Below are 26,109 nucleotides of genomic sequence, written 5' to 3' on the forward strand. Positions count from 1 at the left end.
GCTACTCTTCACCCACAGAACTTTCCAGTTCCGCAACAAAGGCTTCCGCCGCCTCCTGCGGATCCATGCGACCAAAATACAACTCATCGGTATAGCGCCCCAGGACAGAAGTCAGGTCAGACAGACCCGCCGCTGTGACTGGCTCCGGCTCACCGAGGTCGTCCTCGATCTCTTGGATGTACTCCACCGTGTCGGCTTCCACGCCGTCGAGCTCATCCATGACCAGATCCTGAATTTCAGTGTTCGGCGGGATACCTCGCTCCACCAGATTCACCATGGCGGCCTCTTCTGAATTCACGAAAAAGTCGATGAACTCTTGCACCTCTTCAGGGTAGTCAGTGTTCGCCGAAGCGGAGAGATACATCGATGACTTGTACCAGGGCTCAGCATCGGCCGCTTGGCCAGTGTGACTCGGGTAGCGAAGGAGTTCGAGTTCATTACCCACAGCTTCAGTCAGGAACACAGCTTCATTCGTCCAGAATGTAGCGAACGCAGCCTGTCCAGTTGCCGCAAGGCCCTGCTCCAGTGGCACATTGCTCTGTTCCTGCAGAAGCTCCGCACTGGGCGCGCCCTCCTGATTCATCACCTCGTCCAAGAATTCGAAGTAACCGACGGCATGCTCCACACCGAAGCCAAGTTCACCATCTTCGGTACTGATGTGTTGCCCCTGCTGTCGGACCCAGGTCTGAAACATGCCGTTACCACCCGGCCCACCGAAACCGTAGCCATCCTCCAGACCTTCGTTAAGCGCCGTGATGGTGGCCGCAAAGTCATCCCAGGTCCACGTTTCATCATCCGGGATATCCACTCCTGCCTCATCAAAGACCACTGGGTTGGCTACCAAGATTTGGGCATTGATGCCCATCGTGACGGCATACAGCGAGTCTTCGACCATGCCATTTTCCACGGCAGTTTCCTCGAAGTCCGAAACATCGACACCATCAAGTTCCAACAGAGCATCCCTGTCGGCATACTCCCGTAGATACTGCTCGTCCATCTGGAAGATATCTGGCGCTTGCCCGCCCGCTGTTTGAGTGGCCAGAGAGTCCCAGTGGTCATCAAACCCCCCATATTCAGTCTCAATAGTGATGTGCGGGTTCTCCTCCTCGAAGAGGTCGATAATCTCTTCGGTCAGAGCGTGGCGGTGGTCTGAACCCCACCACATGAAACGCAGGTTGATGTCACCGTCGTCATCCCCTCCATTACTCCCACAAGAGGTGAGGGCCAGAGCTGCAATTGTCGAGATCCCAATGAGGATGGGACCGGGGCGTTGAATCATCATGAGAGTTCCTCCCTCAGTCTGCGAGTAATGGGCTGCACGGTGACTTGAATCACACTTTTGCAGCGCTGCAAAGATTAGTGTGAGCCTTACCTCATGTCAAGGAAAACTGGGCCCCTCTAGGGGCGTGTACTGACAGTGCTCTCTCGCACGATCAGCTCATGGCCTACAAAAGTACGCGCAGGAGGGCGGGAGTCCCCGCCCGGCTGTGAGCGCTCAACCAACTGTTCGACACAACGCTGGGCGATAGCCCCCAAATCCCAAGCGATAGTGGTCAAGGGCGGGGCCTGATACTGCGACTCCTCATTGTCATCAAAGCCAACGATCGCAATATCCTCCGGCACAGAGACTCCAGCCTCACGTAGCTTCGCGAGCATCCCACTGGCAATCAGGTCGTTGTAACAGATCAGCGCATCAGGCAGGACATCCAGCCGTAGTAGACGCTCCGCAGCATCCGCACCATCCGGACGCCGGAAGTTGCCCACTTCAAGGAGATAATCGGTGCGCAGGGAGACCCCAGCAGCCTCCATGGCCTGCCAAACCCCCCGGTATCGCAACTCGCTGGTCGTATTCAGCCCTGAAGGAAGGATGCCCGCTGTGGCGATGCGCCGCCGCCCCAGAGCCAGCACGTGCTCAGTCGCCTCACGCGCAGCAGAAACGTTATCCACTGCTACGTGGTCGGCCCAGGCAGCACTTGCTTCTTCACCAATCAAAACCAGACTGGAATGGGAGAATCGCCTGCTTAGCTCTTCTTCAGGGATGGAATCCAGCTGAAGAATCACACCATCAACCAGGCGGGAGGCTGGACCGAATACCGCATTGCGCTCCCGATCCTCTTGAGCGGAGGTCTGCTCGATCAGCACCGTCCAGTCTCGCGCCGCACAGGCTTCGATCACATGGGCCGCTAAAGATGAAAAGTACGGATTATCCAGCACCGGAATGACAAGAGCGATAAAGCCGGTGTTGCGCCCGGCCAGCGCGCGGGCCGAGAGGTTGACCCGGTAGTCGAGTGCGACAAGCGCCTCCTCAACCTTCTTCCGCGTGCTGTCACGGATATGCGGGTGGTTGTGCAGCACATTGGACACCGTGCGCGGGGAAACGCCGGCACGTTCGGCCACATCTACCAGCCGCGGGCGGCGAGACTCAGGCATAGGGGCACCCCACACACACCCACACTGGCCAACCACCGAAGCTCATGCCCCGATCATAGGCCCCAGGCAACGCACCCCAGGGGCCATGGCAAGACTTGCAGCGCTGCAATATGATGTGGTGCAGACCACGATCACCCGGTGATGTGCCGCGGTGACCACGCCGAGAGAAATGGACTCTTCATGACCGCTGCCAGCACTCAGGACGGCACCTACCCCCGGCCCCAGCTCGTCAGGCCGGCCTACCAGGATCTCGACCGGGACTGCGGCTTCGCCTACGACGACGACCAACTCGGCCTCACCGAGGGGTGGCAGCACCGCGATGACATCTTCACCCGCACGATCCAGCTACCCTTCGCCCCGGAGTCGCCGGCCTCCGGCATCGGTGAAACCGGGTATCACCCCGTGGTCTGGTACCGGCTACCGCTCACCCCTGCGGATCTGACCACCGCCGGCTGGCAAGAACAGGGCGATCGACTCCTGCTGCACTTCGGTGCGGTGGACTATATGGCCGATGTGTGGGTCAACGGGGTCCACGTGGCTCATCACGAAGGCGGGCAGACCGCGTTCAGTGCCGACATCACCGAGGCGATCGACACTGAAGCAGCCGAGCAAGTCGTCGTCGTACGCGCTGAAGACGACCCCTTGGATGTCACCCTCCCCCGCGGCAAACAGGATTGGAAGCCCGAACCGCACGCCATCTGGTACCACCGCATTACCGGTATCTGGCGCACCGTGTGGCTCGAAGCCGTCCCCGCCCTGCACATCCAACGCCTGGTCTGGACCCCGGACCTGCCCTCCGGAACCGTCCGTGCGGAGGTGGAACTCAGCCGGCGTCCGACGACGCCAGCCACACTTTCCATTACCATCCACCCTCCCCACGCCGACAGTGCAGAAACCACCCCGGCACTGGCCGAGCTGAGCCTGAAGCTCACCGAGCGCACCGCCGTCATCGACGTCCCCTTAGCGGGCCAGCGCAACGGCCAACAACACCACGAACTACTCTGGTCGCCGAAGAATCCCCAGCTGATAGATGCCACGGTGACCCTCGCGACACAGACCACTGTTGATGAGGTGGCCTCATATCTGGGCTTACGCTCTGTGGCCGTGGAGCACGGGGAGTTCCTGCTCAACGACCACCCCTTCTACCAGCGTTCAGTGCTTGAACAGGGGTACTGGCCCAGCTCACACTTCACCGCACCCTCCCCCGCGGCTCTGCGCGAGGAGGCTGAACTCATCGCCCAGTTGGGCTTCAACTCTGTGCGCATCCACCAGAAGGTCGAAGACCCACGCTTCCTGTACTGGTGTGATCGGCTCGGCCTGCTGGTCTGGGGAGAGACCGCTAACGCGTATGAGTTCAGCGATCTCGCCGTCCAGCGGCTGACCACCGAGTGGACCGAGATCGTCCGGCAATACCGCTCCCACCCCTCGATCGTCACCTGGGTGCCGATCAACGAGTCGTGGGGTGTGCAATTCGGTCCACAGGATCCTGCTCAGCGGGCCTACGGAGTGGGACTGGCCAACCTCACCCGGGCACTGGACCCCTCCCGGCCGGTGATCTCCAACGACGGGTGGGAACACACCGACTCCGATATCTGGACCCTGCACGACTACGAGGCCTCCGGTGAGGTACTCACCACCCGCTATGGCAGCCGAGCGGGTCTTGAAGAGCAGATCCGCGGGTTCGGCGGCTCTGGACGGCGCAGCTCCGTGGTGGGTGTGGAGGAGGTGACCTTACCGATCATGCTCACCGAGTTCGGCGGGGTCTCCTACATCACCGGCGAGGTGCCCGAAGACAGTTGGGGCTACTCCTCCGCCACCGATGCCGCAGACTTCGAAGCCCGGCTGCGGGCCATCTTAGAAGCCATCCAGGCCTCAGCCCACCTGCGCGGGTTCTGCTACACCCAGCTGACCGACACCCATCAAGAAACCAACGGGCTGTGCGACGCCGACCGGCGCCCCAAATTGCCCGCAGAAACCCTGGCAGCCATCATCCGCGGGCAGAGCTGAGCTCTGCAGCGCACCTCACCGGTTAGCGGTAGAGCGGGTTGGCCCCCGGAGGCTGCTCCTCCGGGGACACCGGCCCGGGGGCTGTGCCCGCACCGAAGGGCTGGCCACCGAGCTTCTCCCGGCCGTGCTCGGAGAGCCAAGAGTCCAGCTCCGGACCCACGGGCACAATCTGCGTGGGGTTGATGTCCTCGTGGACCTCGTAGTAGTGGGACTTGATCTGGTCAAAGTCCACCGTGTCCCCGAACCCAGGGGTCTGGAAGAGGTCTCGGGCGTAGTTCCACAGGTTGGGGAACTCGGCCAGCTTCTGCCGGTTGCACTTGAAGTGCCCGTGGTAGACGGCGTCGAACCGCACCAGTGTGGTGAACAGGCGCACATCGGCCTCGGTGATGGTCTCCCCCATGAGGTAACGCTGACCGGCTAGCCGTTCCTCCAGCCAGTCCAGGGCGTCGAAGAGCCGGTGGTAAGCCTCTTCATAGGCACGCTGGGACCCGGCAAATCCGGCCCGGTAGACCCCGTTGTTCACTTCGGTGAAGATCCGTTTGATGACCGGCAGCATGTCATCGATGAGGTCTTCCGGGATCAGGTCTGGAGCACCCTCCCGGTGGTATTGCTTCCACTGGGTGGAAAAGTCGAAGGTCAGCTGCGGGTAGTTATTCGTCACCACTCCACCGGAGGGGATATCCACCAGTGCGGGAACGGTAATGCCGCGCGGGTAGTCAGGGAAGCGTTTGAAGTAGTTCTCCTGGAGCCGCTGCGTACCCAGCACCGGGTCACGGCCACCTTCATCCAGGTCAAAGGTCCAAGACCTCGCATCATGGGTTGGCCCGGGGGTGGCCAGGGAAATGACGTCTTCTAATCCCAGCAGTCGGCGGATGATGATGGTCCGGTGTGCCCAGGGACAGGCACGTGCGGCCACCAGCCGGTAACGCCCGGGTTCCACCGGCCAGGCGTGCGCACCCTCGGTCAGTCCGGCGATCCGCGGATCCCCAATCGTGGAGGACTCTTCGGTGCTGGCTGAGGTGACGGCGTCGACGTCGGCGACGACCCGATCCTCGATGTAATTGGTGTCCCGGGTGAATTCCTCCCCGGTCACATACGCTCCTTTGGTGGAGTAGTCGCTCTGGCTCATTCTGGGCTCCTTCATCGACAGGGAACGGGGCCTCACCAGGGACTCTACGTCAGAACGGCCGCCCGATGTAGGGCTGCTGGGTCCAGTCGATCCGTTCGACCACAATTCCTTCAGCAGCCAGATGGTCGACCAATGCAGCAGCCGCTTTGGCCAGCCGGTCAAAGGCGTGGGGTTCAACCTGTCCCACCGGTCCAGCGGCGTAGAAGGTCACCTCCAGCAGGTCTCGGCCCCAGGTGTCAGTGTGGCGCCGATGCACCACCGACAGTTGCCCATCGGTGACTCCCACCAGTGGGGTGCCGACGACGTCGGTACGGAAGTACTCCATGAACCCGGTGAGTTCTTCCAGCGCCTCTTCAACCTCATCGAGGTCTTCGGCGGCGATCTGCGCCCGCAGCGGCGCCCATTGGTCGGCGGTGAGGGGACGCGGCCCCCAATCGACCTGCTTGTTCCAGCGCATACCCATACGATATCCACTATGAATCACACGGCATTGGTCACCGGCGCCTCGGCCGGACTCGGCGCGGAGTTCTCCCGCCAGCTCGCCTCTCAGGGGTACAACGTGGTCCTGGTGGCCCGTACTGCGGACCGCCTGCAGAAACTGGCCGCTGACCTGCGGCAACGTTACGAGGTGCGCGCTGAGGTGATCGCCGCGGACTTAAGCACTGATGACGGCGTCGGCGCGGTCACTGAACGGCTCACCGACCCCGCCCACCCGGTCCACGTGCTGGTCAATAATGCCGGGCATGGACTGGCTGCACCGTTTGTGGAGTCCGATCTTGAGGACGAACGCACCCTGCTGCGGCTGCACGTGCAGACCACCATGGAGCTGACTCACGCGGCCGCCCGGGTGATGACCGCACGCCGCGGGGGCCGCATCATCAATGTCTCCTCGGTGGCCGGCTACACCCCCACGGGGACGTATTCGGCAGCCAAAGCGTGGGTCATCAACTTCTCTAAGGCCCTGCACCAGCAGCTCAAACCTTCCGGGGTGTACCTGACGGTGGTGTGCCCGGGGCTGGTTCGCACCGAGTTCCACGAACGCTCGGGTATCCGGATCGCCGGGGCGAAGAACTGGATGTGGCTCAGCGCCGAAGACGTGGTCCGCCAGGCGCTCACCGCCAATGCCCAAGGGGCTGCCCAGTCGGTGCCGAGCACCCAGTACCGGGCCCTGACGGCGTCGCTGAAGTTCATCCCGGACCGGGTGGTGCACTGGGCGGCTGACCGGCGCCTGGGTGTCCCCGGTCAGGAGGACGACGCCGGCACCGGCACACCAGCAGGGACCGACTCGGCCCCTGAGGCCGGCTCCACTGATGAGACGCCCAGCGGTGCTGAAAACACCCAGCGCTCAACCGACGACGACGGCAGCATCGCTGATGCTGACCAGCACGACACCGCGGAGATCACCCGGGAGACCACCGGCAGTAAGTCCTCCCGGACCCGGTGATGCCGACCCCGGCGCGTCTGGACTCGGTGATGCTGAACCGCGTGATGCTGAACCCGCACCCCGCACATACCCTCACGGTTCCGTAGAAGCCGTGCCGGCGTCGTCGTCGGCTGTTGCCCTGCGCTGTGCTGTGCGGGGCTTCTCGCCCTCAGCGGGCTCAGACTCACCGGGGGACTCAGCCTCGGTGAGGGTGTCGGCTTCAGCCTGTTCGGCCTGACGTTTCAGCCGCTCCCGGTAGGCGTCCTCCCCCGGTCCGGCGAAGTCCCGGCTGCGCTGAACTGCTTGGATCGAGCCGGTGAACAGCCCGGAATCCTCACTGAGCATCGGCGTGTGGTCGGCGTCCTCCTCAGCCTCTACCGCACCGAACTGCCCGGTGGGCACCGGTTCGGGCTCGCGCACCAGGGTTTCGTCCCCGCTGTGCAGCATCCGCTGAGTCGGCAGCGCGTAGGGGTGTTCACTGCGAATGTAGTTGACCAGGTCTTCGCGGATCAGGCAGCGTAAATCCCATAGGTCACCGGAGTTGCGGGCAGAGACCACCACTCGGGCTTGGATATGCCCCCCGGTGGCTTCGGTGAGCTGCAGATTATAGGTTTCCCCGTCCCAGAGGTCGGTGGTCTCCAGGAGTCGTTTCAGCCGTCGACGCAGCGCATCGGCGGGGACCCGCCAGTCGAGTTCCAGCACCACCGTGCCCAGCAGCTGGGTGCCCACCCGGGTCCAGTTCTCAAACGGGGTGCCCACAAAATACGCCGAAGGGTAGATGAAGCGTCGGCCATCCCAGGACTTAATGACCACTGCCGAGAGGGTGATCTCCTCCACGGTGCCGAAGTTCTCCTCGATGACGACGACGTCGCCCACTCGGATCGAATCGGTAAAGGCCAGTTGGATCCCGGCGATGACATTAGACAGCGTGGACTGCATCGCCAGCCCGGCCACCACGGAGACCACCCCGGCGGAGGCCAGCAGTCCGGCCCCGAGCCCTCGGACGTTCTCGTTGAGCAGCAGAACCGCGGCCACCGCTAAGGTGATGATGACTGCGGCGAGGATCCGTCCGATGAGGTTGACCTGGGTCTGGACTCGGCGTCCGCGCCGGTCTTCGACGTCGAGCTCCCCGGCCCCGATGTATTTGTCCAGGATGATCGCTTCGACGATCTTGACCACCCGCAGCGCCCACCAGGCCACCGAGACAATGATGGCGATATTCACCGCCACGAACAGTGGCCGCTGCCACCAGAAGGCCGGATCCACCGCGTAGCGCACACTCAGGGTGGTGCCGGTGAACAGCACAATGCAGAACAGCGGCAAGCGGGTACGGTTGATGGCCCGGCGGACCTGACCGGAGCGGCGGAAGATCTGCTTCAGCACAGTGGAGACCACCAGGGTCACCACCAGTGCGAGCACTGCTGAGGCGGCAGCACCGAAGATGACGCCCATGAACGGCCCGGCCTCGGAGACGAACTGTTCGAACTCATCGGGCACGTGGTCTTCGACCTCGGAGGTGAGGTCTTCGGCGGGGTCGGTCTCGGCGGCACCGTCGTCAAAGAGCTCTTCGTCTTCACCGGTGTCCTCCGCTGCGGCTGACAGCGGGCCGGCCTGCATCCGGGTGGGAAGGTTCATCATGGCGCCGATCATGCCACGCACCCTCCCCGGTGGGGAAGAATGGGGGTGCACCGCAACCACCCGTTTGAGTGAAGGAGCCGGATGCTCACCGTGAAGGACCTGCGCGGCCAGCGCGCCAGTGCCGCAGCTTTGCCCCGTGCCGATCAGGACATCGCGACCACCGCGGATGTGGTGACACCGATCCTAGACCGGGTGCGCCATGGCGGGGCGGAAGCGGTCCTGCAGCTCAGTGCGGAATTCGACGGCATCCGCCCCCCGAGTCTGCGAGTCCCGGACCAGGTGCTCACCGAGGCCTTGGAGAACCTGGATCCGGATGTCCGTGCCGCTTTGGAGACCCTGGCTGAGCGGGCCCGTGAGGTGCACACCGCTCAGCTGCCGGCTGCCTCGGTGGTCTCTCCGGGTCCGGATGCCCAGATCACCAACCGGTGGGTGCCGGTGGATCGGGTGGGGCTCTACGTCCCCGGTGGCCAGGCGGTCTACCCCTCCTCTGTGGTGATGAACGTGGTGCCCGCCCAGGTGGCGGGGGTGCCGGGCTTGGCCCTGGCTTCCCCACCACAGAAGGCCTTCGGTGGGTGGCCCCATCCCACGGTGTTGGCTGCCGCTGCCCTGTTGGGGGTGGATGAGGTCTACGCTGCCGGTGGAGCTCAGGCGGTGGGGATGTTGGCATATGGGGCCCGCGACGCCGCCGGGGAGCTACTCTGCCCGCCGGTCTCCCTCATCACCGGGCCGGGGAATATCTTTGTCGCCACGGCCAAACGTGCCGTGCAGGGAGTGGTCGGCATCGACGCTGAGGCCGGACCCACGGAGATCATGGTTATCGCCGATGACACCGCTTCGGCTCCACTGGTGGCTGCGGATCTGGTCTCCCAGGCGGAGCACGATGAGCTGGCGGCTGCGGTGCTGGTCACCGATTCGAAGCACCTGGCGGAGGCTGTGGTGGCCGAGGTGGACCGGCAAGCGATGGCCACTGAGCACACCGACCGGGTCAAACAAGCGCTCACCGGCACTCAATCTGCGGTGCTGGTGGTTGATTCTCTCGATGAAGCCGTCGAGATCGCCAACGCCTACGGTGCTGAGCACTTGCAGATCATGACCGGCGACGACGAACGCATCAGTCAGCAGATCAGTAACGCCGGAGCGGTGTTCCTGGGCAACTACACCCCGGTGTCTCTGGGTGACTACTGCGCGGGTTCAAACCACGTGCTCCCCACCGGTGGGGCGGCGCGGTACTCCTCAGGATTGAACGTCACCAGTTTCATGCGTTCCCAGCAAGTGGTCCGTTACGGAGCCGAAGGGCTCAGCATGGTGGCCGACCACGTCACCACCCTGGCTCAGGCGGAGGGGCTACCCGCCCACGGGGAGGCCGTGCGAGCCCGGTTCCGTTAAAGCCGAGCTGAGGACATAGACAACGACGACGCCGAGGCAACCGCCCCGGCGTCGTCGTCTGCTGTGTCTGTGGTTTATGCGGTCAGCGAGGCCGTCAGGTAGGTGGTGGAGACCCACCCGGTGACCTGCTCCCCGGAACGGAACCAGGCAACCTCGGCCCAACCGGACTCGCGCTGCAACTGGATGAGCACTGTACCGCGCGGGATCTGCACGACCCGCTCTGCGGTGGCGGAGGGCTCTTCACGCAGCGGCACCGAGTAAGCCGCCTGCACCGCCGGGGCCGGCGCGGCTTGGCTGTGGGAGACCGTGTCGGCACCCTGGGGGTGGACCGCGTAGTAGTCATCGCCCCAACCGCCCGGGTTCCCGGAGAGCCCCAGCTGCTGGGAGCAGGAAGGCCAGGCGTTCCAGCCCTGCCGCTGCCACAGCTGGTAGGCACGGGTGATCTGTTCCTGTTTGCTGGCCTCGTGCGGGTAACCGGAGCCGCCCACCCACTGCCAGGACTGCAGGCTGAACTGCAGACCGCCGTAGTACCCGTTGCCGGTGTTGATCGACCAGTTGCCGCTCGATTCGCACTGGGCCAGCTCGTCCCACACCTTGCTGTAGGGGCCGTGCCGACTCTGGGAGTGCTGCGAGGAGCTGGACGAAGACCGGCCGGGTTCCTGGTTGCCGGATCCACCGGATGAACCCGACCCGCGGGAGGAGTCGCTGGACCCGGAGGAGCCCGACGACGACCTCGAAGAGTCTGAGCCGGAGGAACCGGAGTCTGAGGACCCGGAGGAGTCCGAGCTGGTGGGCCCACCGGAGGGGCCGCTGACCCCGCGGAGGTATTCGTGCCAGATCCACCCGGTGTTGCCGCCGGTGCGCACGTGATACCAGCCGCTGCGCTCGTCGAGCACCTCCAGGCTGGTCTCGGGGGCCACCGTCCGGATGACCCCGTGGTTCAGCCCTGCCCCGGAGCGCATGTTCACCCACGCGGTCGTCGTCGCGCTCTGTGTGGAGGAGCTGGAGGACCCCGAAGAGCCCGACCCTGACGAACCGGACCCTGAAGAACTAGACCCTGACGAGTCCGAAGACGACGAGGAACCCGAACTGGAGGACGAATCCGAGCCGGAAGATGATCCTGATGAGGATGACCCAGACGAGGAACCCGAAGACGACGAACCCGAAGACGACGAGCCAGAGGATGACCCGGAGTCGCTGCTGCCGGAGGACGACTCTGATGAGGAGTTGCCACCTGAGGAGGAACCACCGGAGGATGAGCCGCCGAGCTGGCGCAGGTAACCGGAGTGCACCCACAGGGTCCGGCCGCCCTCGGTGAAGCTCACCCATTCGCCACGGGTCTGATTCACGCTGATCTGGGTCCCCGGTGCCAGCACCCGCACCACCGAGTGGGACATGCCCGCCCCGGAGCGGGCGTTAAGCCACACCCCGTTGACCGCATGCGTGGCCGAGGACGAGCTCGACGACGACCCGGAAGAAGACGAGCCAGAGGATGAACCGGACGAGGAAGAGCCCGATGAGCCGGAGCTGGAGCCTCCGTCACTGCCTTGGGATGAGCCGGAGGAGACCCGCTGGAGGTAGTCCCCATGGGACCAGCCGGTTTGTCCACCCACACTGACCTGGTACCAGGCGCCCTGGCTTCCGGTGACGGTGACTTCAGTGCCTTGGACTAGGCCGCGGATGGTGCTGTAGCCGGTACCGGGCCCGGTGCGCATCCACAGTCCTTGAGCCGGAGTCACGCGGTAGGTCGTGCGGGAGGTGCTGGAGGCCGGCCGCACAGCTGCTGGTTTGAAGGTGGCGGTGCGAGCCGGGGAGGAATGCGCTGCACTGAACGGCAAAGCGCTGGAGGTCGTGGATTCGCTGCCGCCGGGTAGGGCAGCCGGCTCGGCGTCGAATTCAATACTGCTGAAGTTCGGCAGACTCGACGGCGATGGCGCCGTCGGGGTCTGGGCGGGGGCCGCGGATGCTCCGGCGGCGGAGACGGGGACGGTCAGTCCGGCCGCCAAGGTGCCGGCGACGGCGGCAGAGATCCTTCTTCTGCTGCTTCTCTTCTGCACGAGTACAGTTCCTCACTTTCGGGCGCGCACGACCGAGGCAACGGGCGTGCCTTGTCAGCACTGCGGTGTGACCGGGGGAAGGCGGGAGGATCCTCACGCGATGGGAAGCTGAAAGAATCCTCCACAGTCACGTGACACTGTAATCAGCCTGTGACCTCGGCGGGAGTCCACCGTTACAGCAGAGGTTGAAGCTCCGTGAAGCACACAGGCCCCTCAAAACTCATAGCCAGTATTCAGCCTGCGTAGATGGAAACTCCAAGGTCGACCCCTACTTTAGAAAGTGCCTCTTCAAGGTGCGAGTGATTCGGCCCCCGGGTTGGTTCTTCTAGCGTCCCCCCTCACGCGAACCACCCGGGGGCTTCTCTCTGCCGTCAGGAGCCACGACTGCTGCCGCCTGACTCCTGGCCGCATCACCCGGCGCTGTCCTCCGCAAGGTCGTTCAGGGGTTCCTCCAACAGCTCGTAGACCCCGTCGATGACCCGGTCCGGGCGGAAGGGGTACTGGCTGATACTGGCCTGAGAAGAGACACCACTGAGCACCAGGACGGTGTGCATCCCCGCTTCCATACCGGCGACGATGTCGGTGTCCATGCGGTCTCCGATCATCGCGGTGTGCATCGAGTGAGCTCCTAAGTGGTTCAGTGCGGAGCGGAACATCATCGGGTTGGGCTTGCCGACCACGTAGGGGTCGCGGCCAGTGGCCTTAGTGATGAGCGCAGCGATCGCCCCCGTGGCCGGAAGCACCCCTTCTGGGCTGGGGCCGGTCGCGTCTGGATTAGTGAGGATGAATCGGGCCCCGTTGTTGATAAGCCGCACTGCTTTGGTGATGGCCTCGAAGCTGTAGTTGCGGGTCTCACCGACCACCACGTAGTCGGGATTTGTCTCCGTCATGATGAACCCGGCCTCATGCAGCGCAGTGGTCAGTCCGGCTTCACCCACCACGTATGCGGTGCCCGATGGATTGGACTCGCCACTGATCTGTTTAGACAGGAAAGTCGAGGTCGCCAAGGCTGAAGTCCAGATGCGATCCTCAGGCACAATCAGCCCCGAGTGCCGCAGCCGGGCGGAGAGGTCCCGGGCGGTGAAGATCGAGTTGTTCGTGAGCACCAGATAGGGCAAATCCGCCCGCCGCCACTGCTCCAAGAGTTCGGCGGCTCCGGGCAGTGCTTCCTGCTCACGGACAAGGACTCCATCCATATCGGTCAGCCAGCATTCGATCGTGGCCTCATGCTCCACAGTTGCTCACTTCCCTCTCTGGTCGCGGATTTTCTCTCATCCTATGTCGCCGTGCTGGAGGGAAACAGAGTTGACTCCCACCCTTGTTCCATGGTTAGTTAGTCAAGTAATGAACCACTGATGTAGTGATGCGGTTTAAGCTGGTCCAGCCCGGGCCACGGATGGAATGGAAGGCGGTGAAGTGGTGGAGGAAGGTCGTCCCCTCTTCGTACAGATCGCCGAGCAGGTCGAGGCCTCGGTGCTGGACGGGTCACTGGCCGAAGGTGAGCGTGCTCCCTCCACGAACGAACTGGCTGCCTTTCATCGGATCAACCCGGCAACTGCCGCCAAGGGCGTCAATCTGCTGGTGGACCGGGGCATCCTGGTCAAGCGCCGGGGTCTGGGCATGTTCGTCGCCGAAGGGGCGCGTCAGATTCTGCGCACCGAGCGGCGCGAACGCTTTGCCGATCACTACCTGGACCCGATGTTGGCCGAAGCCGAGCATCTGGGGATGACAGTGGACCAGGTGATCGAGTTGCTGCGTCAGCGTGCGCAGCGCACCCCATGAGAGGAGCGGCCATGGCCGACCCCGGACAGACTCCCGCAGTAAGTGTGCGTGGGCTGAGCAGACGATATTCGACGACGACGGCGCTTGACGACGTCGATCTTGACCTCACCTCGGGGACTATCCACGGTCTACTGGGCCGCAATGGGGCCGGTAAGTCCACCCTGATGTCCATCATCACCGGTCAAGAGTTCCCCTCCTCCGGTGAGGTGAGTATCTTCGGTCAAACCCCGCATGAAAATGAAGAGGTCCTGCCGCGGATGTGCTTCATCCGGGAATCTCAGAAGTATCAGGATGACATTCGGGCGATTCATGCCTTCCGAGCTGCTGCGGATGCTTTCCCGAACTGGGACTGGGATGTGGCTCACCGGCTCATCGAGGAGTTCAGTGTCCCGGAGAAAACCAAAATCAAGAAGATGTCCCACGGGCAGTGCTCAGCCGTGGGAGTCATCACCGGTATCGCCTCCCGGGCGGATCTGACCCTTTTTGACGAACCGTATGTGGGGCTGGACCCGGTGGCTCGTAGCCAGTTCTACCGGGCGCTGTTGGAGGACTACGCCGAACACCCCCGCACGATTGTGATCTCTTCACATCTCATCGATGAGATCGCCCAACTGATTGAGAATGTGGTCCTCATCGACCAGGGGCGGGTGCTGCTGCATGAACCTGCCGATGACCTGCGCGATCGGGCCGTCACTCTGGTGGGCCGGGTTGATGCAGTGGACCAGATCACCGCAGAACGGCAGGTGCTCACCCGCGAGGAAATGGGCCGTACTGTCCGGCTCACTGCAGAAGGAGCCCTGACCGAGGCAGAGCGGCAGCGTGCCGCCCAGTTGGAGGTCGACGTCCTCCCGGTGGGGCTGCAGGACCTGGTGGTGCACCTCACCACCCGGGAACAGCGCACAGCGCGAGAGGAGTCCCAGTCATGAGTCGGGTCGTCAGCGCAGCACGGCTCCACGTGCTGCAGAGGAACAATATCGTCACCCAGGTGCCGTTGATTTTCGGCATCGCCTACACCATCTCAGTGCTCATTGTGCTGTTGATTCACGTCCAGGGCGCCAGTGTGCTGGTGGGGCCTGGCACCAGCGGCGCCACCGGGGCAGTCCACGGTGCAGTCATCGGTGCTGCCGCGGTTTCATCCATGATGCTGGCTGCCTATAGCCTGCCTCACGCCCTGAGCCTGAGCTACAGTCGGCGCACCTTCTTACTGGGCACTTATGTCGTTTTCTTCATCACCGCTGCGCTCATCGGAGTGCTGTTCGGGATCGCCGCGGCGCTCGAGGAAGCCTTCGATGGCTACGGCATCGGCCACTATTCGGTCGCCGTGCCTTACCTGACGGGAACCGCGGGGGCCTTCGAGGTCGCGGCGTTCTCCACCGCCCTGGCTCTGTGTGCCATGGCCAGTGCGTTTCTCATCCCGATGCTCTACCGGCGAGTGGGGCTCATGCGGCTCTGGGCTATAACCGGGGCAGTCCTCGTGGTGCTGTTACTGCTGGTCGCTTGGGCGACCATCACCGATGGGTGGGCTGCGGTCGGGCAGTGGCTGCTCGACCAGAACGGTTTCACGTGGGCCGGCTGGCTGGTGGCAGCCACAGGGGTAGCCACTGTGGCGAACTGGCTGACCATCCGCCGCATTCCTGCGGAGTAGAGGAGCCGCAACCCTCGGGACAGGCTGAGGGCAGAGAAAACCCCCGGGTGGTTCGCGTGAGGGGGACGCTAGAAGAACCACCCGGGGGTTTGAATCACTCGCACCTTGATGAGGTAGTTAGTAATCTACGGGTCGACCTTGATGGAACCCCCCGAAATCACTGGATGTTTCCTGTGAGTTTTTCCGGAGATTGCTCCGTGGGTAAACGGCTCGTAAACGGAGGGTGCACACCGGACAAACGGGGCCGGTTTTACTGTCCCGGAGCCTCGCTGCGGGGCACTCCCGGGTGCAGGATGACCCGACCGTTTTCCACGGTGACGTGGTGGGTCTTGACCGGGGTGATCGCTGGCGGGGTTTCGGGAACTCCGGTGCGCAGGCAGAATGCCGAGGCGTGCATCGGGCATTCGATGGTGTCTTCCTCTACGAAACCGTCGGAAAGAGAAACCGCTGCGTGCGTGCATTCGTCGTCGACGGCGAAGTAGTCCCCATCTTCGGAACGCACCAGGGCGATGTCTTCCGGGTAGCCGGTCTGCTCGGCGGGGATGCGCATCGCTTCACCGTCACCGAGGAGATCCTCCGGTCCCAGGTCAACTGTGTCAGTCATAGGTCTATTCTTTCAGGTAGCCGCGCAAGAGTTCGAGCTGCCGCCGCTCTTTCTTGGTGGGCCGACCAGCACCCCGCTCCCGGCGTGGCAAGCCGACATCGCGGGGTTTGATCTGCTCGGGTGAATGATCCCGGTAGGCGTGCCGGGCCACCGGTGCTCCGACACGTTTGGCGTGGGTATGCACGACTTCCAGAATGACCACGTGACCTGGCCGACTGATGTGGATTCGGGCGCCAGGGGAGACTTTGGTAGCCGGCTTGACCGGGTCGCCGTCGATCTTGATCTTCCCCGCGCGGCACGCCCCAGTAGCCGCCGAGCGGGTCTTGAACATCCGGACCGACCACAACCAGGCATCCACCCGGACCGGAGCGGTGGGACCATCCATAACCGCCCAGTTTAGATGGATAGCTACTGTCTCCTGCTGCCAGCCTTACTCCGCAGCGTGGTGAACATGACACCGAGGACGATCAGCAGCAGCGCTGCCGGCGGCAGCAAGTTCACCCAGGCAGAGCCGGTATGGGCAAGACCCGAGGATTCGCTGGCCTCCGGGCTGGCTGACTCTGTAGGAGCAGGCGTCTCGGTAGCATCCGGCTCAGGGCCAGGGGCCTCGTCCGTTTCCCCAGGGCTCGGGGAGGCGGTGCCTGTCGGGGAGGGCTCCGAAGACTCAGCTGGATCCCTTGGCGTCGGCGAATCGACCTCTGCAGGGTCCTCCCCCGGGTCTGGCCCGTCAGGGTCAGGGGTCAGGGTCTCCTCCGGTGAGGGGTCTTCTAACCCCGGGGCCTCCGGATCCGACCCAGGGACTCACTTCACCACAAGCCCAGATCCAGGAATAGGGGCAGAACCCTAACCCATGAGCCGAGAGACACCTCCACCCGGGTATTCAAACCGAGCACTGGCGAACGCTCCCCATATGCATCGTGACCCGGGAGCGCGGAGCCCGGCTCCCGGGTCACGATCAAACACGAAGTTCTCAAACCATCAGTTCACACTTGGATCTACTCGAATGATCCGGTAGTGGAACTCGGTGACCGGATCATTCGGGCCGAGACTGTCAGTCTGCAGACGACTCACGGTCTCTCCAGGCTGCCACCCTGATCCAGTGGAACGTGCACTTGAGCAGAGTTCCGAATGAAGGTTATTCCCATCTCTTCTGTACTGGAAACAGACCCCGACTACCCGTTGCCCGTTCCACACATTGGCGGCGGCATATGCCTCACCCCGGTACACAAACTGCACATACTCCTGAGATTGGACATAACTGGCACCCCACGACTGATACACAGGCGTAGAACGACTATCGGGACCAATTGATGAGTCATCTGCTGATTCGCCGCCGTCGAGGACAATCGTGTGCTCTTCAATTTCCACTCCATCTTCGGGCCCGTACACCTCTCCATTGATGATGACGGAGTCTCCCTGAATCTCCACAGGATCACCATCCACGGCAGCAGACGAGGGAGCAGGAGTCAGGCCGAGGAGCGAAACGACAAATACCGACGCTAATGATTTAAGTACCATGCCTCCATGGCAACACAGGCAATTACTGTGTTGCGATAATTTTTCAGTGTGTTACATAGATTAGTTGCCGTTAAGCACCCTTCCCGTCGCCCATCAGCTTTGGTACTCTGCGATTATGCGCTCAACGACGTACCTCAGGGTCTGGATCATGCTTCTGCTCGGAGCCTTAGCGCTCGTCGCCGCAGGCTTACTTCTCTACGGCCATGACGCGGCCCGGATGGCGCCGGAGTACAGCAACCTGCTTTGGCCGGTCTGGGTTGCCACGTTGCTTCCCCTCATGGCAGTCGCAGGGGTTCTGATATGCGGCATCCGGCTCACCCGCCTCATGGACCGTGGGCAGGCTTTCTCTCAGTCCACCGTGAAGGAGTTCGCACGAATCAAATACTTGTTCGCTGCCGCTGGAGCACTGCTTCTCGCACCTGTGCTGACCATCTGGACTACAGGCGCACCCCTGCATCTCTCTATCGTTACCTTATGGGGCGGAGCGACTATCCTAAGTGCGTTCGGCATGACCTCTGCTGCGATCATGCACCACCTCTTTAGTCACGCAGTCAGGCTGCGGGAGGAAAACGAGCTCACCGTCTGATGCCCATTGTTGTCAACCTCGACGTCATGCTGGCCAAACGTAAGATGCGGCTGAACGAACTCAGCTCACGCGTCGGCATCACTGTCGCCAACCTCAGCAACCTCAAGACCGGCAAAGCCCGAGCCGTGAAGTTCAGCACCCTCGATGCGATCTGCCGGGAACTCGATTGTCAGCCCGGCGACATCCTCGAATACCGTCCCCAAAACCCCGACTGAAAACTGCGCGTGGGGTCAGATGCCGGAGCCGGCGTGGGTCTGAGCGTGGGTGCGTTCCAGATTGGCCCCTTCGACGTCGACGTCGGGCATGATCCGGTCCAACCAGCCGGGCAGCCACCATGCCGCCGGGCCAAGCAGGGTCAGCAGTGCCGGCACCAGCACCAACCTCACCACGAACGCATCCAGCAGCACTCCGACCGCCAGACCCAGGCCAATCGAGGCCACCATGGGGTCGTCGGTGAAGATGAACCCTGCGAATACCGAGGACATAATGAGCGCGGCAGCGGTCACCACCGCCCGGCCGGCATGCAGCCCCTGCCGCACCGCCAGGCGCGGTTTGGAGCCGTGGGCATAGGCCTCCCGCATACCCGAACCGGTGAACAACTGGTAATCCATCGCCAAACCGAACAAGATCCCCACCATAAGGATCGGCAGGAAGGTCAGCACCGGCCCGGGCCGGCTGACACCGAAAATGTCACCCAGCCATCCCCACTGGAACACGGCGACGACCACACCAATCGACCCGGCCAGTGACCCCACAAACCCGAGGGTGGCCACAATTGGCAGCAGGATCGAACGGAAGACCATCACCATCAGCACCAGGGAAAGCCCGATGACCAACGCAAGGTAGAGCGGCATAGCATCGGCGATCACCCCGGAGATGTCGATCTCCGCGGCGGTCATCCCCGCCACAGACAGTTCGGCATCTTCCACCGCAGTGCCCGCCAAGGGGTTGGCATCGCGGAACTCATGGACCAGTTCCTCAGTGGACTCTGCGGCAGGCCCCTCCTCGGGGATCACCTGATAGGCGGCCATATCGTAGTCGTCGCTGAGGGTCACGGGGATCACCGCGTCGATGGACTCGTGCTGGAGAAGACCATCAGCGATATCGAGCTGATAGTCCGTGGCCTCGCCCTCATCGTCGAAGGCCTCAGGGAAGTCGGCCAGCACAATGAGCGGGCCGTTCATACCCTGCCCGAAGGCCTCCTCGGTCTCCACATAAGCCTGATAGGCGGTGGAATCCTCCGCCTGAGAGCTAGCATCGGGCAACCCCAGCCGCAGATCGAAGGTCGGGATGGCCAGCACCCCGAGCCCCACCACCGCCGCAGCCGCCAGCCCGAGAGCCTTCAGGCTGCCGATGGGCTCGGTGATCTCCTTGGGCTTGTGCTCCTCGAACCCGATGTGGCGGCGTTCCTTGCGGCTGAGAATCCGCCAGCCGACCAGTTTCAGCAGCGCCGGGCTCATCGTAGTGGCCATCAGGACCGCGATCGTCACACACCAGGCCCCCACCGTTCCCATCAGACCCAGCAGCTGGATCCCGGTGACGTTCAGTGCCACCAGGGCAATCACCACGGTGGCGCCGGCGAAGACCACCGCGTTGCCGGCGGTGCCGTTGGCCAGGGCGATGGAGTCCATCAGCGGCATTCCGGCTTTGAGCTGCTTGCGGTGCCGGTTGATGATGAACAGGGCGTAGTCGATACCGACGGCCAGACCCAGCATGAGCCCCAGGATCGGGGTGATGGACATCATCTCCACTACACCGGAGAGCGCCATCGCGGCGGACACACCGATGCCGACGCCGATCAGCGCGTTCAGCAGGGGCAGTCCGGCACCAATGAAAGTGCCCAGCATGACCAGCAGCACCACGGCAGCGACCATCAGCCCGATGACCTCAGCAATGCTGAACAAGTGTGGCATCTCGAAATCGAGATCCCCGCCAGGGAGGACTTCGGCTCCGTCGATCTGAGCTTCGCTGAGGGTGTCGGAGACCGCGGCCAGACTCTCAGTGCCGATCTGCTCGAGTGGTTCGTGGAAGCTGACCATGAGGATGGCGACGTCGCCATCTTCAGAAACCATCTCCGCACTGGAGACCAGCTCCAGCATCCGCTCATTGCGGTCCAGCAGCGTCTCGGGATCCTCATCGTTGGCGAAGGCTTCCTCGAATTCGGCGATACCGGCTTCGGCTTCATCGAGTTCCGCCTCAGCGGCTTCGAGCTCTTCTTGCCCGGCGGCCCACTCCTCTTCACCGGCTTCCAGCTCAGCCACCGCCTGTTCGGCCCCTTCGACCTGCGCCAAGGCACCCTGCAGTTCCTGACGCTGAGCGACGATCGCGGCGCGCTGGGCGTTGAGTTCGGCTTCTACCTGTGGCCAGTAGCCCCCGGCGAGTGCGGCTTCCACTTCAGCGTCGATCTGGGCGTCGGCGGCATCGAGTTCGGCCAGCCCGTCTTCGATCTCCGCGCGGACCTCGTCAAGCTCATCGATGCTCATATCCGCTTCGGCGAGCTGGGTTTCCAACTGGTCCCAGCCGGCGTCGAGCTCCTCGCGAGCGGTCTGCAGTTCAGCCTGTCCGGCTTCGAGTTCCTCCCGGCCCGCTTCGATCTCCGCCTGGGCCGTTTCGGGGTCGAAATCATCGGGCATCTCGGCCAGCTGCTCGCGGGCCTCGGCGAGTTCTTCCTGCCCGGAGGCGAGTTCCTCTTCGGCGTCGAAGGGGTTGGTCACCTCGTCGACGACGTCGTGGGCTTCGACCTCCTCGATGAGGGCGGCCACTTGGTCCTGCTGTTCTTCAGTGAACGGCTCGCCATCGGTGGTCCGCACCACCGCGGTGCCGGAACCACCGGAGGCATCAGGGAGCTCATCGGCCAGCCGGTCGGCCACCTCGGTAGTTTCCAGGTCCGGCATGGTGATCTGGTCGGTCAGTTGTCCACCGAACCCGGCGAAAGCGGCCACGGCGGCCAGCAGCATGGCGAACCAGAAGGCGATGACCGCCTTGGCGCGGCGCGCGGCGAAGAGTCCCAGGCGGTAGAGCAGTCTGGCCATGATCGTCCTTCGTCAGCAAGAGGGGGCGGGGAGCGCCCGACCATCATAAACGGAACGCGGCGTCTCGCAATTCAATCTGAGTCTCGCTGCGGTGAACTGTGAGCAAACTCACTGAGTTTTACTCCCCGGGCGGCAGTGCCCCGTGCAGCACCAGATCCAGATGCATGAACAGCCATTCCGGTTCCTGCTTGCCGCGGGTAATGACCCGGAGGATGAACGGATCCATAATCGCCGAGGCCACCGCCACCGGATCCACACCCGGGCGCAGTTTCCCGGCCGCAGCTTCTTCCCGGAACCGTTGGGTCAAGTGCATGTTCTCCCACAGGGAGCTGGACTCCACAAGCGCGTAGGTCTCCTCACCGCCGTTGACCAGTGCGGCTACGAGGCTGCGTGCCATCGGTTCGGCGTCTTCGTGCTCTTTCTGCTCGATGGCCTGCTCGACCCAGGCCACCAGATCCGCCCGGATATCACCGGTATTGGGCACCGGCGCGAAGTCGAGTTTCAGTCGCCCGGTGAGCAGGGATTCGAGGACGACGTCGGCTTTGTTCTTCCACCAGCGGTAGATCGTCTGCTTGCCCACGCCGGCTTCAGCGGCAATCCGCTCCACGGTGAGTTCCTCGTAGGAGCAGCCTTCGGCGTCGAGCAGCCGGGCGGCGGCATCAAGCACGGCCTGGTGGGCAGCCTCGCTGCGCGGCCGGCCGCGACGGGGCTCGGCCTGCTCCCGGGGCTGGTCCTGATCCCCCTGGTGTTCCCCGTTCCGCTGCGCTGTCATGGAGCACATGCTATCCCCCGGTGAGGTCATAGAATCGGCCCATGCCCGAGCCGCTTGCCCTCTTCCGCACCCTGGCCGGGCAGTTCCCTTCCGCACCTAAGGCGCTGCTGTATTCCGCCGATCACACACTCACCCCCCGCCCGGAACGCAGCCGGTACAGCATCCTCGCCTTTAGTCTGGGGCAGCGGGCTGCGGTGGTGCATCAGCAGGATTATCTGCCCTGGCTGAAGAGCGTCTGGCCCGGCGGGGACGATTGGGCCGGGACCATCACCTATGAAGGTGCCGCCCGTTTCTTCCGGGTGACCCATGCCGTCGTCGTGGACCATCACACCGGGGATCTCAGCCTGCGTGGCACAGAGCCGGTGCCGACTCCGCAGGGCCAGCGCGCCTGGGGGGAGGTTGTCGCCACCGCACAGCACACCGCTTCTCCCCCGAGCCCGTCAGCCACGCCGGAGCGGGGTTGGGAGGTGGGCGAGTTGCACCTCCGGGACGGCCGCGAGCAGTACCTGGAGAAGATTCGCCGCATCCAGGAGCAGATCACCGCGGGCACAACCTATGAGGCCTGCCTGACCACTGCGGTCACCGGCCAGATCCACACCGCCGACACCCTGGGACTGTTCACCCGGCTCGTGGAGGCTAATCGGGCGCCGTTTACGCAGTACCTCATGCTCCCCCACGCAGAGATCAACACCGTGCCGAAAACCAGCCCCGGCCCGCAGGCCGCCCACACTGCAACGCACGACGACGCCGGCGTCACCGAGATTCTTTCGACCTCACCGGAACGGTTCCTCAGCCTTTCCGCATCCGGTCTACTGCGGACCGAACCCATGAAGGGCACCCGCGCTCGGGGCGCCACCGGGCAGCAGGACGCCGCACTGGCCGAGGATCTGCGCACCCACCCGAAGGACCGGGCGGAGAACATTATGATCGCCGACTTGGCGCGCAACGATCTCTCCGTGCACGCCGTGCCCGGGTCACTGCGCACCGAACGGCTCTGCGCGGTGGAGACCTACCCCACCGTTCACCAGATGGTCTCCACGGTCAGCGCTCGCCTTTCCCCGCAGGCACACCCGGCTGATGCGGTGGCGGCGGCTTTCCCTCCGGGTTCGATGACTGGGGCGCCGAAGATCTCCACTGTGGAGATCCTCGCCGGGCTGGAAGGCCAACCGCGTGGCCCCTACGCCGGCGCGGCTGGTTACTTCTTCGGCAGCGGGGAGGCTGATCTCTCCGTGCTGATCCGCACCCTGGTACTCACCCGAACGCATGTGAAGGCGCAGACCGCGGATATGCACTTGGGTCTCGGTGGGGCGATCACAGCCGACTCCGACCCCCAGGCCGAATGGGAGGAGATCATCACCAAGTCCCGTGGGGTCCTCGGCGTCCTGGGGGCAGAGTTCCCGGCCGAAGCGGTTACTCGCCGGCGGCGTTGATCTTTCTGATCTGAGTCTCGATGAGCTCTTCGAAGGTTTCCGGGCTGACATTGGCCGCGCTGACCATCACCAGGTTCTGTCCCACCTCGGCGGTGGCGGAATGGAACTCGACCGGGTCGGCGTCGTTATCTCTGGGGGTGATACGCAGGGTCATGCCGCGGAAGGGGTCGTGTTCGAACGCTGTGACGGTGATCGTCTCAGTGTCATTCTCCAGGCCGTCGCCGGAGCAGGCACCCAGCAGGTCATCCCATAGGTCGTCACTGTCTGGTTCGGTGCCGTCCTCGAAACCCAGCCCCCACACGACGATCCGTTCGCTGCGCTCATTCTCCAGGGCGCGGCGGTACTCGTGCAGTTGGCCGGTGACTCCGTGCTCGCCCACCAGCCGGGGGTTGACCTCATCCATGGCTTCGGCACAGGGGTCATCGCCGAAATTGTCCCGGTAGGCGGTGGATTCCACGGCGATGTTTTCCTCCAGCCAGGCCGCACCCCGGTGGGTGGAGTGCTCATCCGGGGATTCCGGTAAATCGGAGGCGCTGAGCAGCAGACGGCCGAATTCCTCATCCTCGAGCCGCTCTAGTGGCTCGTCCTGGGCTTCTTCGGTGGCCTCGTCGGTTTCTTCATTGGCGGGATCGGTGGTGCCTTCAGCAGTCTGACCCTCGGTGGCGACGTCGTCGGTGGGGCTGGTGTCGGCGGTGTCGTTATCCCCGCAGGCGGAGAGCAGGCACAGCAGAGCGCAGGCACTGACAGCAGTCACTGCGCGTGGAATCCTGTGATACGCCGATGGCACGTGGGCCACAATAGTTCAATTCTGTAGTTTCGGTACAGGTGTGACGCCCCCGGCGCTACTGCAGAGCCGCCGTCAGGCGGAAAACGTTGTCCAAATACCGGACCTGCCAGGGACGTTCAGCCCACGCCTCCGGGTCCAATTCCGTGGAAACCTCCAGGTAACCCCGCAGCACCTCATCGAGTTCGGCGACTTTTGCTTCATCGACAATCATCAAGGTCACCTCCAAGTTCAGGGAGAAGGAACGCATATCCATATTGGAGGAGCCGATGACGGCGACGTCCTCATCAATGAGCATCACCTTGGCGTGGAGCACATCGGGAGCTGGATACCGGAAGATCCGCACCCCGGCCTCCAGTAAGGCTTCGTAGTAGGACTGCTGGGCGTGCTGGACGGTGAACTGGTCGGCCCGCTCGGTCACTAGCAGCACGACGTCGACATCCCGGTGGGCGGCGTTGGTCACCGCATAGAGCAGCGAGTCATCCGGCACCAGGTAGGGGGTGCAGATCACGACCCGCTCGGTGGCCTGGTAGATGAGGTCGTTGAACAGTCGTAGGTTGTTCTCATCGGGGAACCCGGGGCCGGAGGGCACCACCTGAGCCAGGGAGCCGCCGCTGGCTGCCTCATCGGCTTCAAGGTCCACCAGCAGCTGGGAGCCGAGGTTCTCCCCGGTTTCGGCGTACCAGTCGGAGGCGAAGACGATGTCCAGCCCGGTCACCGCCGGGCCGTAGACCTCAATGTTGAGTTCCACCCATTTGCGGTTGAGTTTGACCGCCGAGGGGCGCTGGTAGTGGGGTTCGATAAGGTTGGCTGAACCGGTGAACGCGGTTTCCCCGTCGACGACGACGATCTTGCGGTGGTTGCGCAGATCCAACCGGGAGAAGCGGCGCTTGAGTGGACGGATGGGCAGGGCTCGGCGCCACTGGAAGTTCGGACACTGTTCGGAGGCGGCCTCCAGGCGGCGGCGCAGGCGCCGGTACCCACGCACACGCAGAGTGCCGAGGTGGTCGTAGAGCAGCCGGACGGTCACCCCACGTGCGGCGGCGCGCTCCAGGGCATCGAGTACTGGACCGGCGTATTCGTCGTCGTCGCCCATGATGTAGAAGAGCATGTGGACGTAATCGGTGGAGGCGTCGATCTCCTCGACCAGACGCTCGAAGAACCGTTTGTAGTCGGAGATCAGGGTGATCTCGTTACCGTCCTGGATGGGGAAGGCCCCCAGGTTGCGGTTCAGGGCTGCGGTGGCGCCGATTTGCTCGTCGTAGTCGCGCAGCTGGTTGGACAGATCCATTCCCCGGGTGGCTTCGAGCAGGGTCTCGTTGATGCGGCGCTGGCGTTCTTGCCGTCGCGCGGAGAGCTTGTTGGTGCCCAGGAGCAGGTACAGCGGCAGGGCGATGATCGGCATGAAGAAGATCGCCAGCAGCCAGGCCATGGCCGTCTGCGGCCGACGGTTGCCGGGGATGATCCCTAGCACCGCCACGCGTACGCCGATCTCGAAGGCCAGGACGATGGCGACCACCCATACCGGCAGTCCCTCGATTCCCAGCCCGCTCAGCGGCCACACCATATGTTTTCCCTCCAGATCCCCATCCATCCTACGGTGTGCCGGCGCAGCACCGTCAGTGGAGCACTGAGCCCCCACGCCCAACCCCCGCGCCCCGCCCAACCCCCGCGCCCCGCCCACGCCGCACCCACAGCCACCCACGCCCAGCCCCCGCGCCCACCTAACCTCCGCGGGTTTGTCGAAACACCGCGGGATATATCCCGCTGTGGTTGTACTTTCCCGCGGAGGATGGGGGCGGCGCCGGCGGCAGGTGGCGGCTGAGGGCCCGCGCCGGCAGGGGCGCCTGCCAGAACTCACCAGTCGCTCAGGAGTAGACTCGGGC

The 26,109-nt window shown here is 63.7% G+C and carries 25 protein-coding genes and 2 pseudogenes; 11 read left to right on the forward strand and 16 right to left on the reverse strand.

Annotated features, from left to right (window positions below; genetic code table 11):
- Window position 1: 1 nt before the first annotated feature.
- Complete coding sequence (locus H578_RS0102755) at window positions 2-1,282, reverse strand: ABC transporter substrate-binding protein (protein ID WP_022872183.1); 1,281 nt, start codon at window positions 1,280-1,282, stop codon at window positions 2-4.
- A gap of 116 nt (window positions 1,283-1,398) precedes the next feature.
- On the reverse strand, window positions 1,399-2,430 hold the full coding sequence (locus tag H578_RS0102760; protein ID WP_022872184.1) for a LacI family DNA-binding transcriptional regulator: 1,032 nt from the start codon (window positions 2,428-2,430) through the stop codon (window positions 1,399-1,401).
- 180 nt (window positions 2,431-2,610) lie between these two features.
- Between H578_RS0102760 and H578_RS0102765 the strand changes: the two genes are divergently transcribed.
- Window positions 2,611-4,437: a glycoside hydrolase family 2 protein gene (locus tag H578_RS0102765; protein WP_022872185.1), complete on the forward strand. Its 1,827-nt coding sequence runs from the start codon at window positions 2,611-2,613 to the stop codon at window positions 4,435-4,437.
- A gap of 22 nt (window positions 4,438-4,459) precedes the next feature.
- On the opposite strand, the gene H578_RS0102770 is transcribed toward H578_RS0102765, so the two are convergent.
- Both H578_RS0102770 and H578_RS12795 read right to left on the reverse strand, forming a co-directional pair.
- A complete protein-coding gene (locus H578_RS0102770; protein WP_022872186.1) occupies window positions 4,460-5,566 on the reverse strand; it encodes a glutathione S-transferase family protein in 1,107 nt (368 codons plus the stop codon).
- Between the two features lie 49 nt (window positions 5,567-5,615).
- Entirely contained in the window at window positions 5,616-6,023 is a 408-nt protein-coding gene (locus H578_RS12795) for a hypothetical protein (protein WP_156837187.1), read from the reverse strand.
- Window positions 6,024-6,041: 18 nt separating this feature from the next.
- Here H578_RS12795 and H578_RS12800 point away from each other — a divergent pair, with 18 nt between their 5' ends.
- Window positions 6,042-7,010, forward strand: a complete 969-nt coding sequence (locus H578_RS12800) for an SDR family NAD(P)-dependent oxidoreductase (protein WP_022872188.1) — start codon at window positions 6,042-6,044, stop codon at window positions 7,008-7,010.
- Window positions 7,011-7,082: 72 nt separating this feature from the next.
- Here H578_RS12800 and H578_RS12805 read toward each other — a convergent pair whose 3' ends face one another.
- Window positions 7,083-8,639, reverse strand: coding sequence for a mechanosensitive ion channel family protein (locus tag H578_RS12805; protein WP_022872189.1), 1,557 nt, complete (start codon window positions 8,637-8,639; stop codon window positions 7,083-7,085).
- Window positions 8,640-8,708: 69 nt separating this feature from the next.
- On the opposite strand from H578_RS12805, the gene hisD reads away from it, so the two are divergent.
- Window positions 8,709-10,013: a histidinol dehydrogenase gene (gene hisD, locus H578_RS0102790; RefSeq protein WP_022872190.1), complete on the forward strand. Its 1,305-nt coding sequence runs from the start codon at window positions 8,709-8,711 to the stop codon at window positions 10,011-10,013.
- A gap of 74 nt (window positions 10,014-10,087) precedes the next feature.
- Here hisD and H578_RS16670 read toward each other — a convergent pair whose 3' ends face one another.
- Complete coding sequence (locus H578_RS16670; protein WP_022872191.1) at window positions 10,088-10,975, reverse strand: transglycosylase family protein; 888 nt, start codon at window positions 10,973-10,975, stop codon at window positions 10,088-10,090.
- Between H578_RS16670 and H578_RS16545 the strand changes: the two genes are divergently transcribed.
- Window positions 10,974-11,294 (forward strand): hypothetical protein, encoded by a 321-nt coding sequence (locus H578_RS16545; RefSeq protein ID WP_022872192.1) that lies wholly within the window; start codon window positions 10,974-10,976, stop codon window positions 11,292-11,294. The genes H578_RS16670 and H578_RS16545 overlap by 2 nt on opposite strands.
- Window positions 11,295-11,347: 53 nt before the next feature.
- Here the strand turns inward: H578_RS16545 and H578_RS16745 are convergent.
- Window positions 11,348-11,410 (reverse strand): annotated as a pseudogene (locus H578_RS16745) (hypothetical protein); the annotation flags it as partial.
- Between H578_RS16745 and H578_RS16550 the strand changes: the two are divergent.
- Complete coding sequence (locus H578_RS16550) at window positions 11,409-11,594, forward strand: hypothetical protein (protein WP_245554876.1); 186 nt, start codon at window positions 11,409-11,411, stop codon at window positions 11,592-11,594. The pseudogene H578_RS16745 and the gene H578_RS16550 overlap by 2 nt on opposite strands.
- Window positions 11,595-11,644: 50 nt before the next feature.
- Here the strand turns inward: H578_RS16550 and H578_RS16750 are convergent.
- Window positions 11,645-11,728, reverse strand: a pseudogene (locus H578_RS16750) (hypothetical protein); the annotation flags it as partial.
- 752 nt (window positions 11,729-12,480) lie between these two features.
- Window positions 12,481-13,266 carry an HAD-IIA family hydrolase gene (locus H578_RS0102820; RefSeq protein WP_051130758.1) on the reverse strand — a complete coding sequence of 262 codons (786 nt, stop codon included), beginning with the start codon at window positions 13,264-13,266 and terminating at the stop codon, window positions 12,481-12,483.
- A 220-nt stretch (window positions 13,267-13,486) separates the two neighbouring features.
- Between H578_RS0102820 and H578_RS0102825 the strand changes: the two genes are divergently transcribed.
- Genes H578_RS0102825 through H578_RS0102835 form a run of 3 tightly spaced genes read left to right on the forward strand, consistent with a single transcriptional unit; the run spans window position 13,487 to window position 15,497 of the window.
- Entirely contained in the window at window positions 13,487-13,852 is a 366-nt protein-coding gene (locus H578_RS0102825) for a GntR family transcriptional regulator (protein ID WP_028463874.1), read from the forward strand.
- Window positions 13,853-13,863: 11 nt separating this feature from the next.
- Entirely contained in the window at window positions 13,864-14,778 is a 915-nt protein-coding gene (locus tag H578_RS12820; RefSeq protein WP_022872197.1) for an ABC transporter ATP-binding protein, read from the forward strand.
- Window positions 14,775-15,497 (forward strand): hypothetical protein, encoded by a 723-nt coding sequence (locus H578_RS0102835; RefSeq protein WP_022872198.1) that lies wholly within the window; start codon window positions 14,775-14,777, stop codon window positions 15,495-15,497. The genes H578_RS12820 and H578_RS0102835 overlap by 4 nt, the downstream gene beginning before the upstream one ends.
- A 250-nt stretch (window positions 15,498-15,747) precedes the next feature.
- On the opposite strand, the gene H578_RS0102840 is transcribed toward H578_RS0102835, so the two are convergent.
- The 3 genes from H578_RS0102840 to H578_RS16140 all read right to left on the reverse strand — a co-directional run bounded on the left by H578_RS0102840 (window position 15,748) and on the right by H578_RS16140 (window position 17,619).
- Window positions 15,748-16,101 carry a non-heme iron oxygenase ferredoxin subunit gene (locus H578_RS0102840; protein ID WP_022872199.1) on the reverse strand — a complete coding sequence of 118 codons (354 nt, stop codon included), beginning with the start codon at window positions 16,099-16,101 and terminating at the stop codon, window positions 15,748-15,750.
- A gap of 4 nt (window positions 16,102-16,105) precedes the next feature.
- Window positions 16,106-16,486: an RNA-binding S4 domain-containing protein gene (locus H578_RS0102845; RefSeq protein WP_022872200.1), complete on the reverse strand. Its 381-nt coding sequence runs from the start codon at window positions 16,484-16,486 to the stop codon at window positions 16,106-16,108.
- Window positions 16,487-17,079: 593 nt separating this feature from the next.
- The gene (locus H578_RS16140; RefSeq protein ID WP_156837188.1) at window positions 17,080-17,619 is read right to left on the reverse strand and encodes a hypothetical protein; all 540 of its coding nucleotides are present in this window, start codon (window positions 17,617-17,619) and stop codon (window positions 17,080-17,082) included.
- A 115-nt stretch (window positions 17,620-17,734) separates the two neighbouring features.
- Here H578_RS16140 and H578_RS0102865 point away from each other — a divergent pair, with 115 nt between their 5' ends.
- Complete coding sequence (locus H578_RS0102865; RefSeq protein ID WP_022872202.1) at window positions 17,735-18,205, forward strand: DUF2975 domain-containing protein; 471 nt, start codon at window positions 17,735-17,737, stop codon at window positions 18,203-18,205.
- Entirely contained in the window at window positions 18,205-18,420 is a 216-nt protein-coding gene (locus tag H578_RS0102870) for a helix-turn-helix domain-containing protein (RefSeq protein ID WP_022872203.1), read from the forward strand. The genes H578_RS0102865 and H578_RS0102870 overlap by 1 nt, the downstream gene beginning before the upstream one ends.
- A gap of 15 nt (window positions 18,421-18,435) precedes the next feature.
- On the opposite strand, the gene H578_RS12825 is transcribed toward H578_RS0102870, so the two are convergent.
- Together H578_RS12825 and H578_RS15405 are read right to left on the reverse strand one after the other, a co-directional pair.
- Entirely contained in the window at window positions 18,436-21,237 is a 2,802-nt protein-coding gene (locus H578_RS12825) for an MMPL family transporter (RefSeq protein ID WP_022872204.1), read from the reverse strand.
- A 118-nt stretch (window positions 21,238-21,355) separates the two neighbouring features.
- Window positions 21,356-22,009, reverse strand: a complete 654-nt coding sequence (locus H578_RS15405; RefSeq protein ID WP_022872205.1) for a TetR/AcrR family transcriptional regulator — start codon at window positions 22,007-22,009, stop codon at window positions 21,356-21,358.
- Window positions 22,010-22,050: 41 nt separating this feature from the next.
- Here H578_RS15405 and H578_RS12835 point away from each other — a divergent pair, with 41 nt between their 5' ends.
- Window positions 22,051-23,439 carry an anthranilate synthase component I family protein gene (locus tag H578_RS12835; RefSeq protein ID WP_051130747.1) on the forward strand — a complete coding sequence of 463 codons (1,389 nt, stop codon included), beginning with the start codon at window positions 22,051-22,053 and terminating at the stop codon, window positions 23,437-23,439.
- On the opposite strand, the gene H578_RS0102890 is transcribed toward H578_RS12835, so the two are convergent.
- A complete protein-coding gene (locus H578_RS0102890) occupies window positions 23,420-24,193 on the reverse strand; it encodes a hypothetical protein (RefSeq protein WP_022872206.1) in 774 nt (257 codons plus the stop codon). The two genes, H578_RS12835 and H578_RS0102890, sit on opposite strands and share 20 nt — an antisense overlap.
- Before the next feature lie 88 nt (window positions 24,194-24,281).
- Complete coding sequence (cls, locus tag H578_RS0102895; RefSeq protein ID WP_022872207.1) at window positions 24,282-25,790, reverse strand: cardiolipin synthase; 1,509 nt, start codon at window positions 25,788-25,790, stop codon at window positions 24,282-24,284.
- Between the last annotated feature and the right edge of the window lie 319 nt (window positions 25,791-26,109).

The organism is Nesterenkonia alba DSM 19423, assembly GCF_000421745.1.
Lineage (GTDB): Bacteria > Actinomycetota > Actinomycetes > Actinomycetales > Micrococcaceae > Nesterenkonia > Nesterenkonia alba.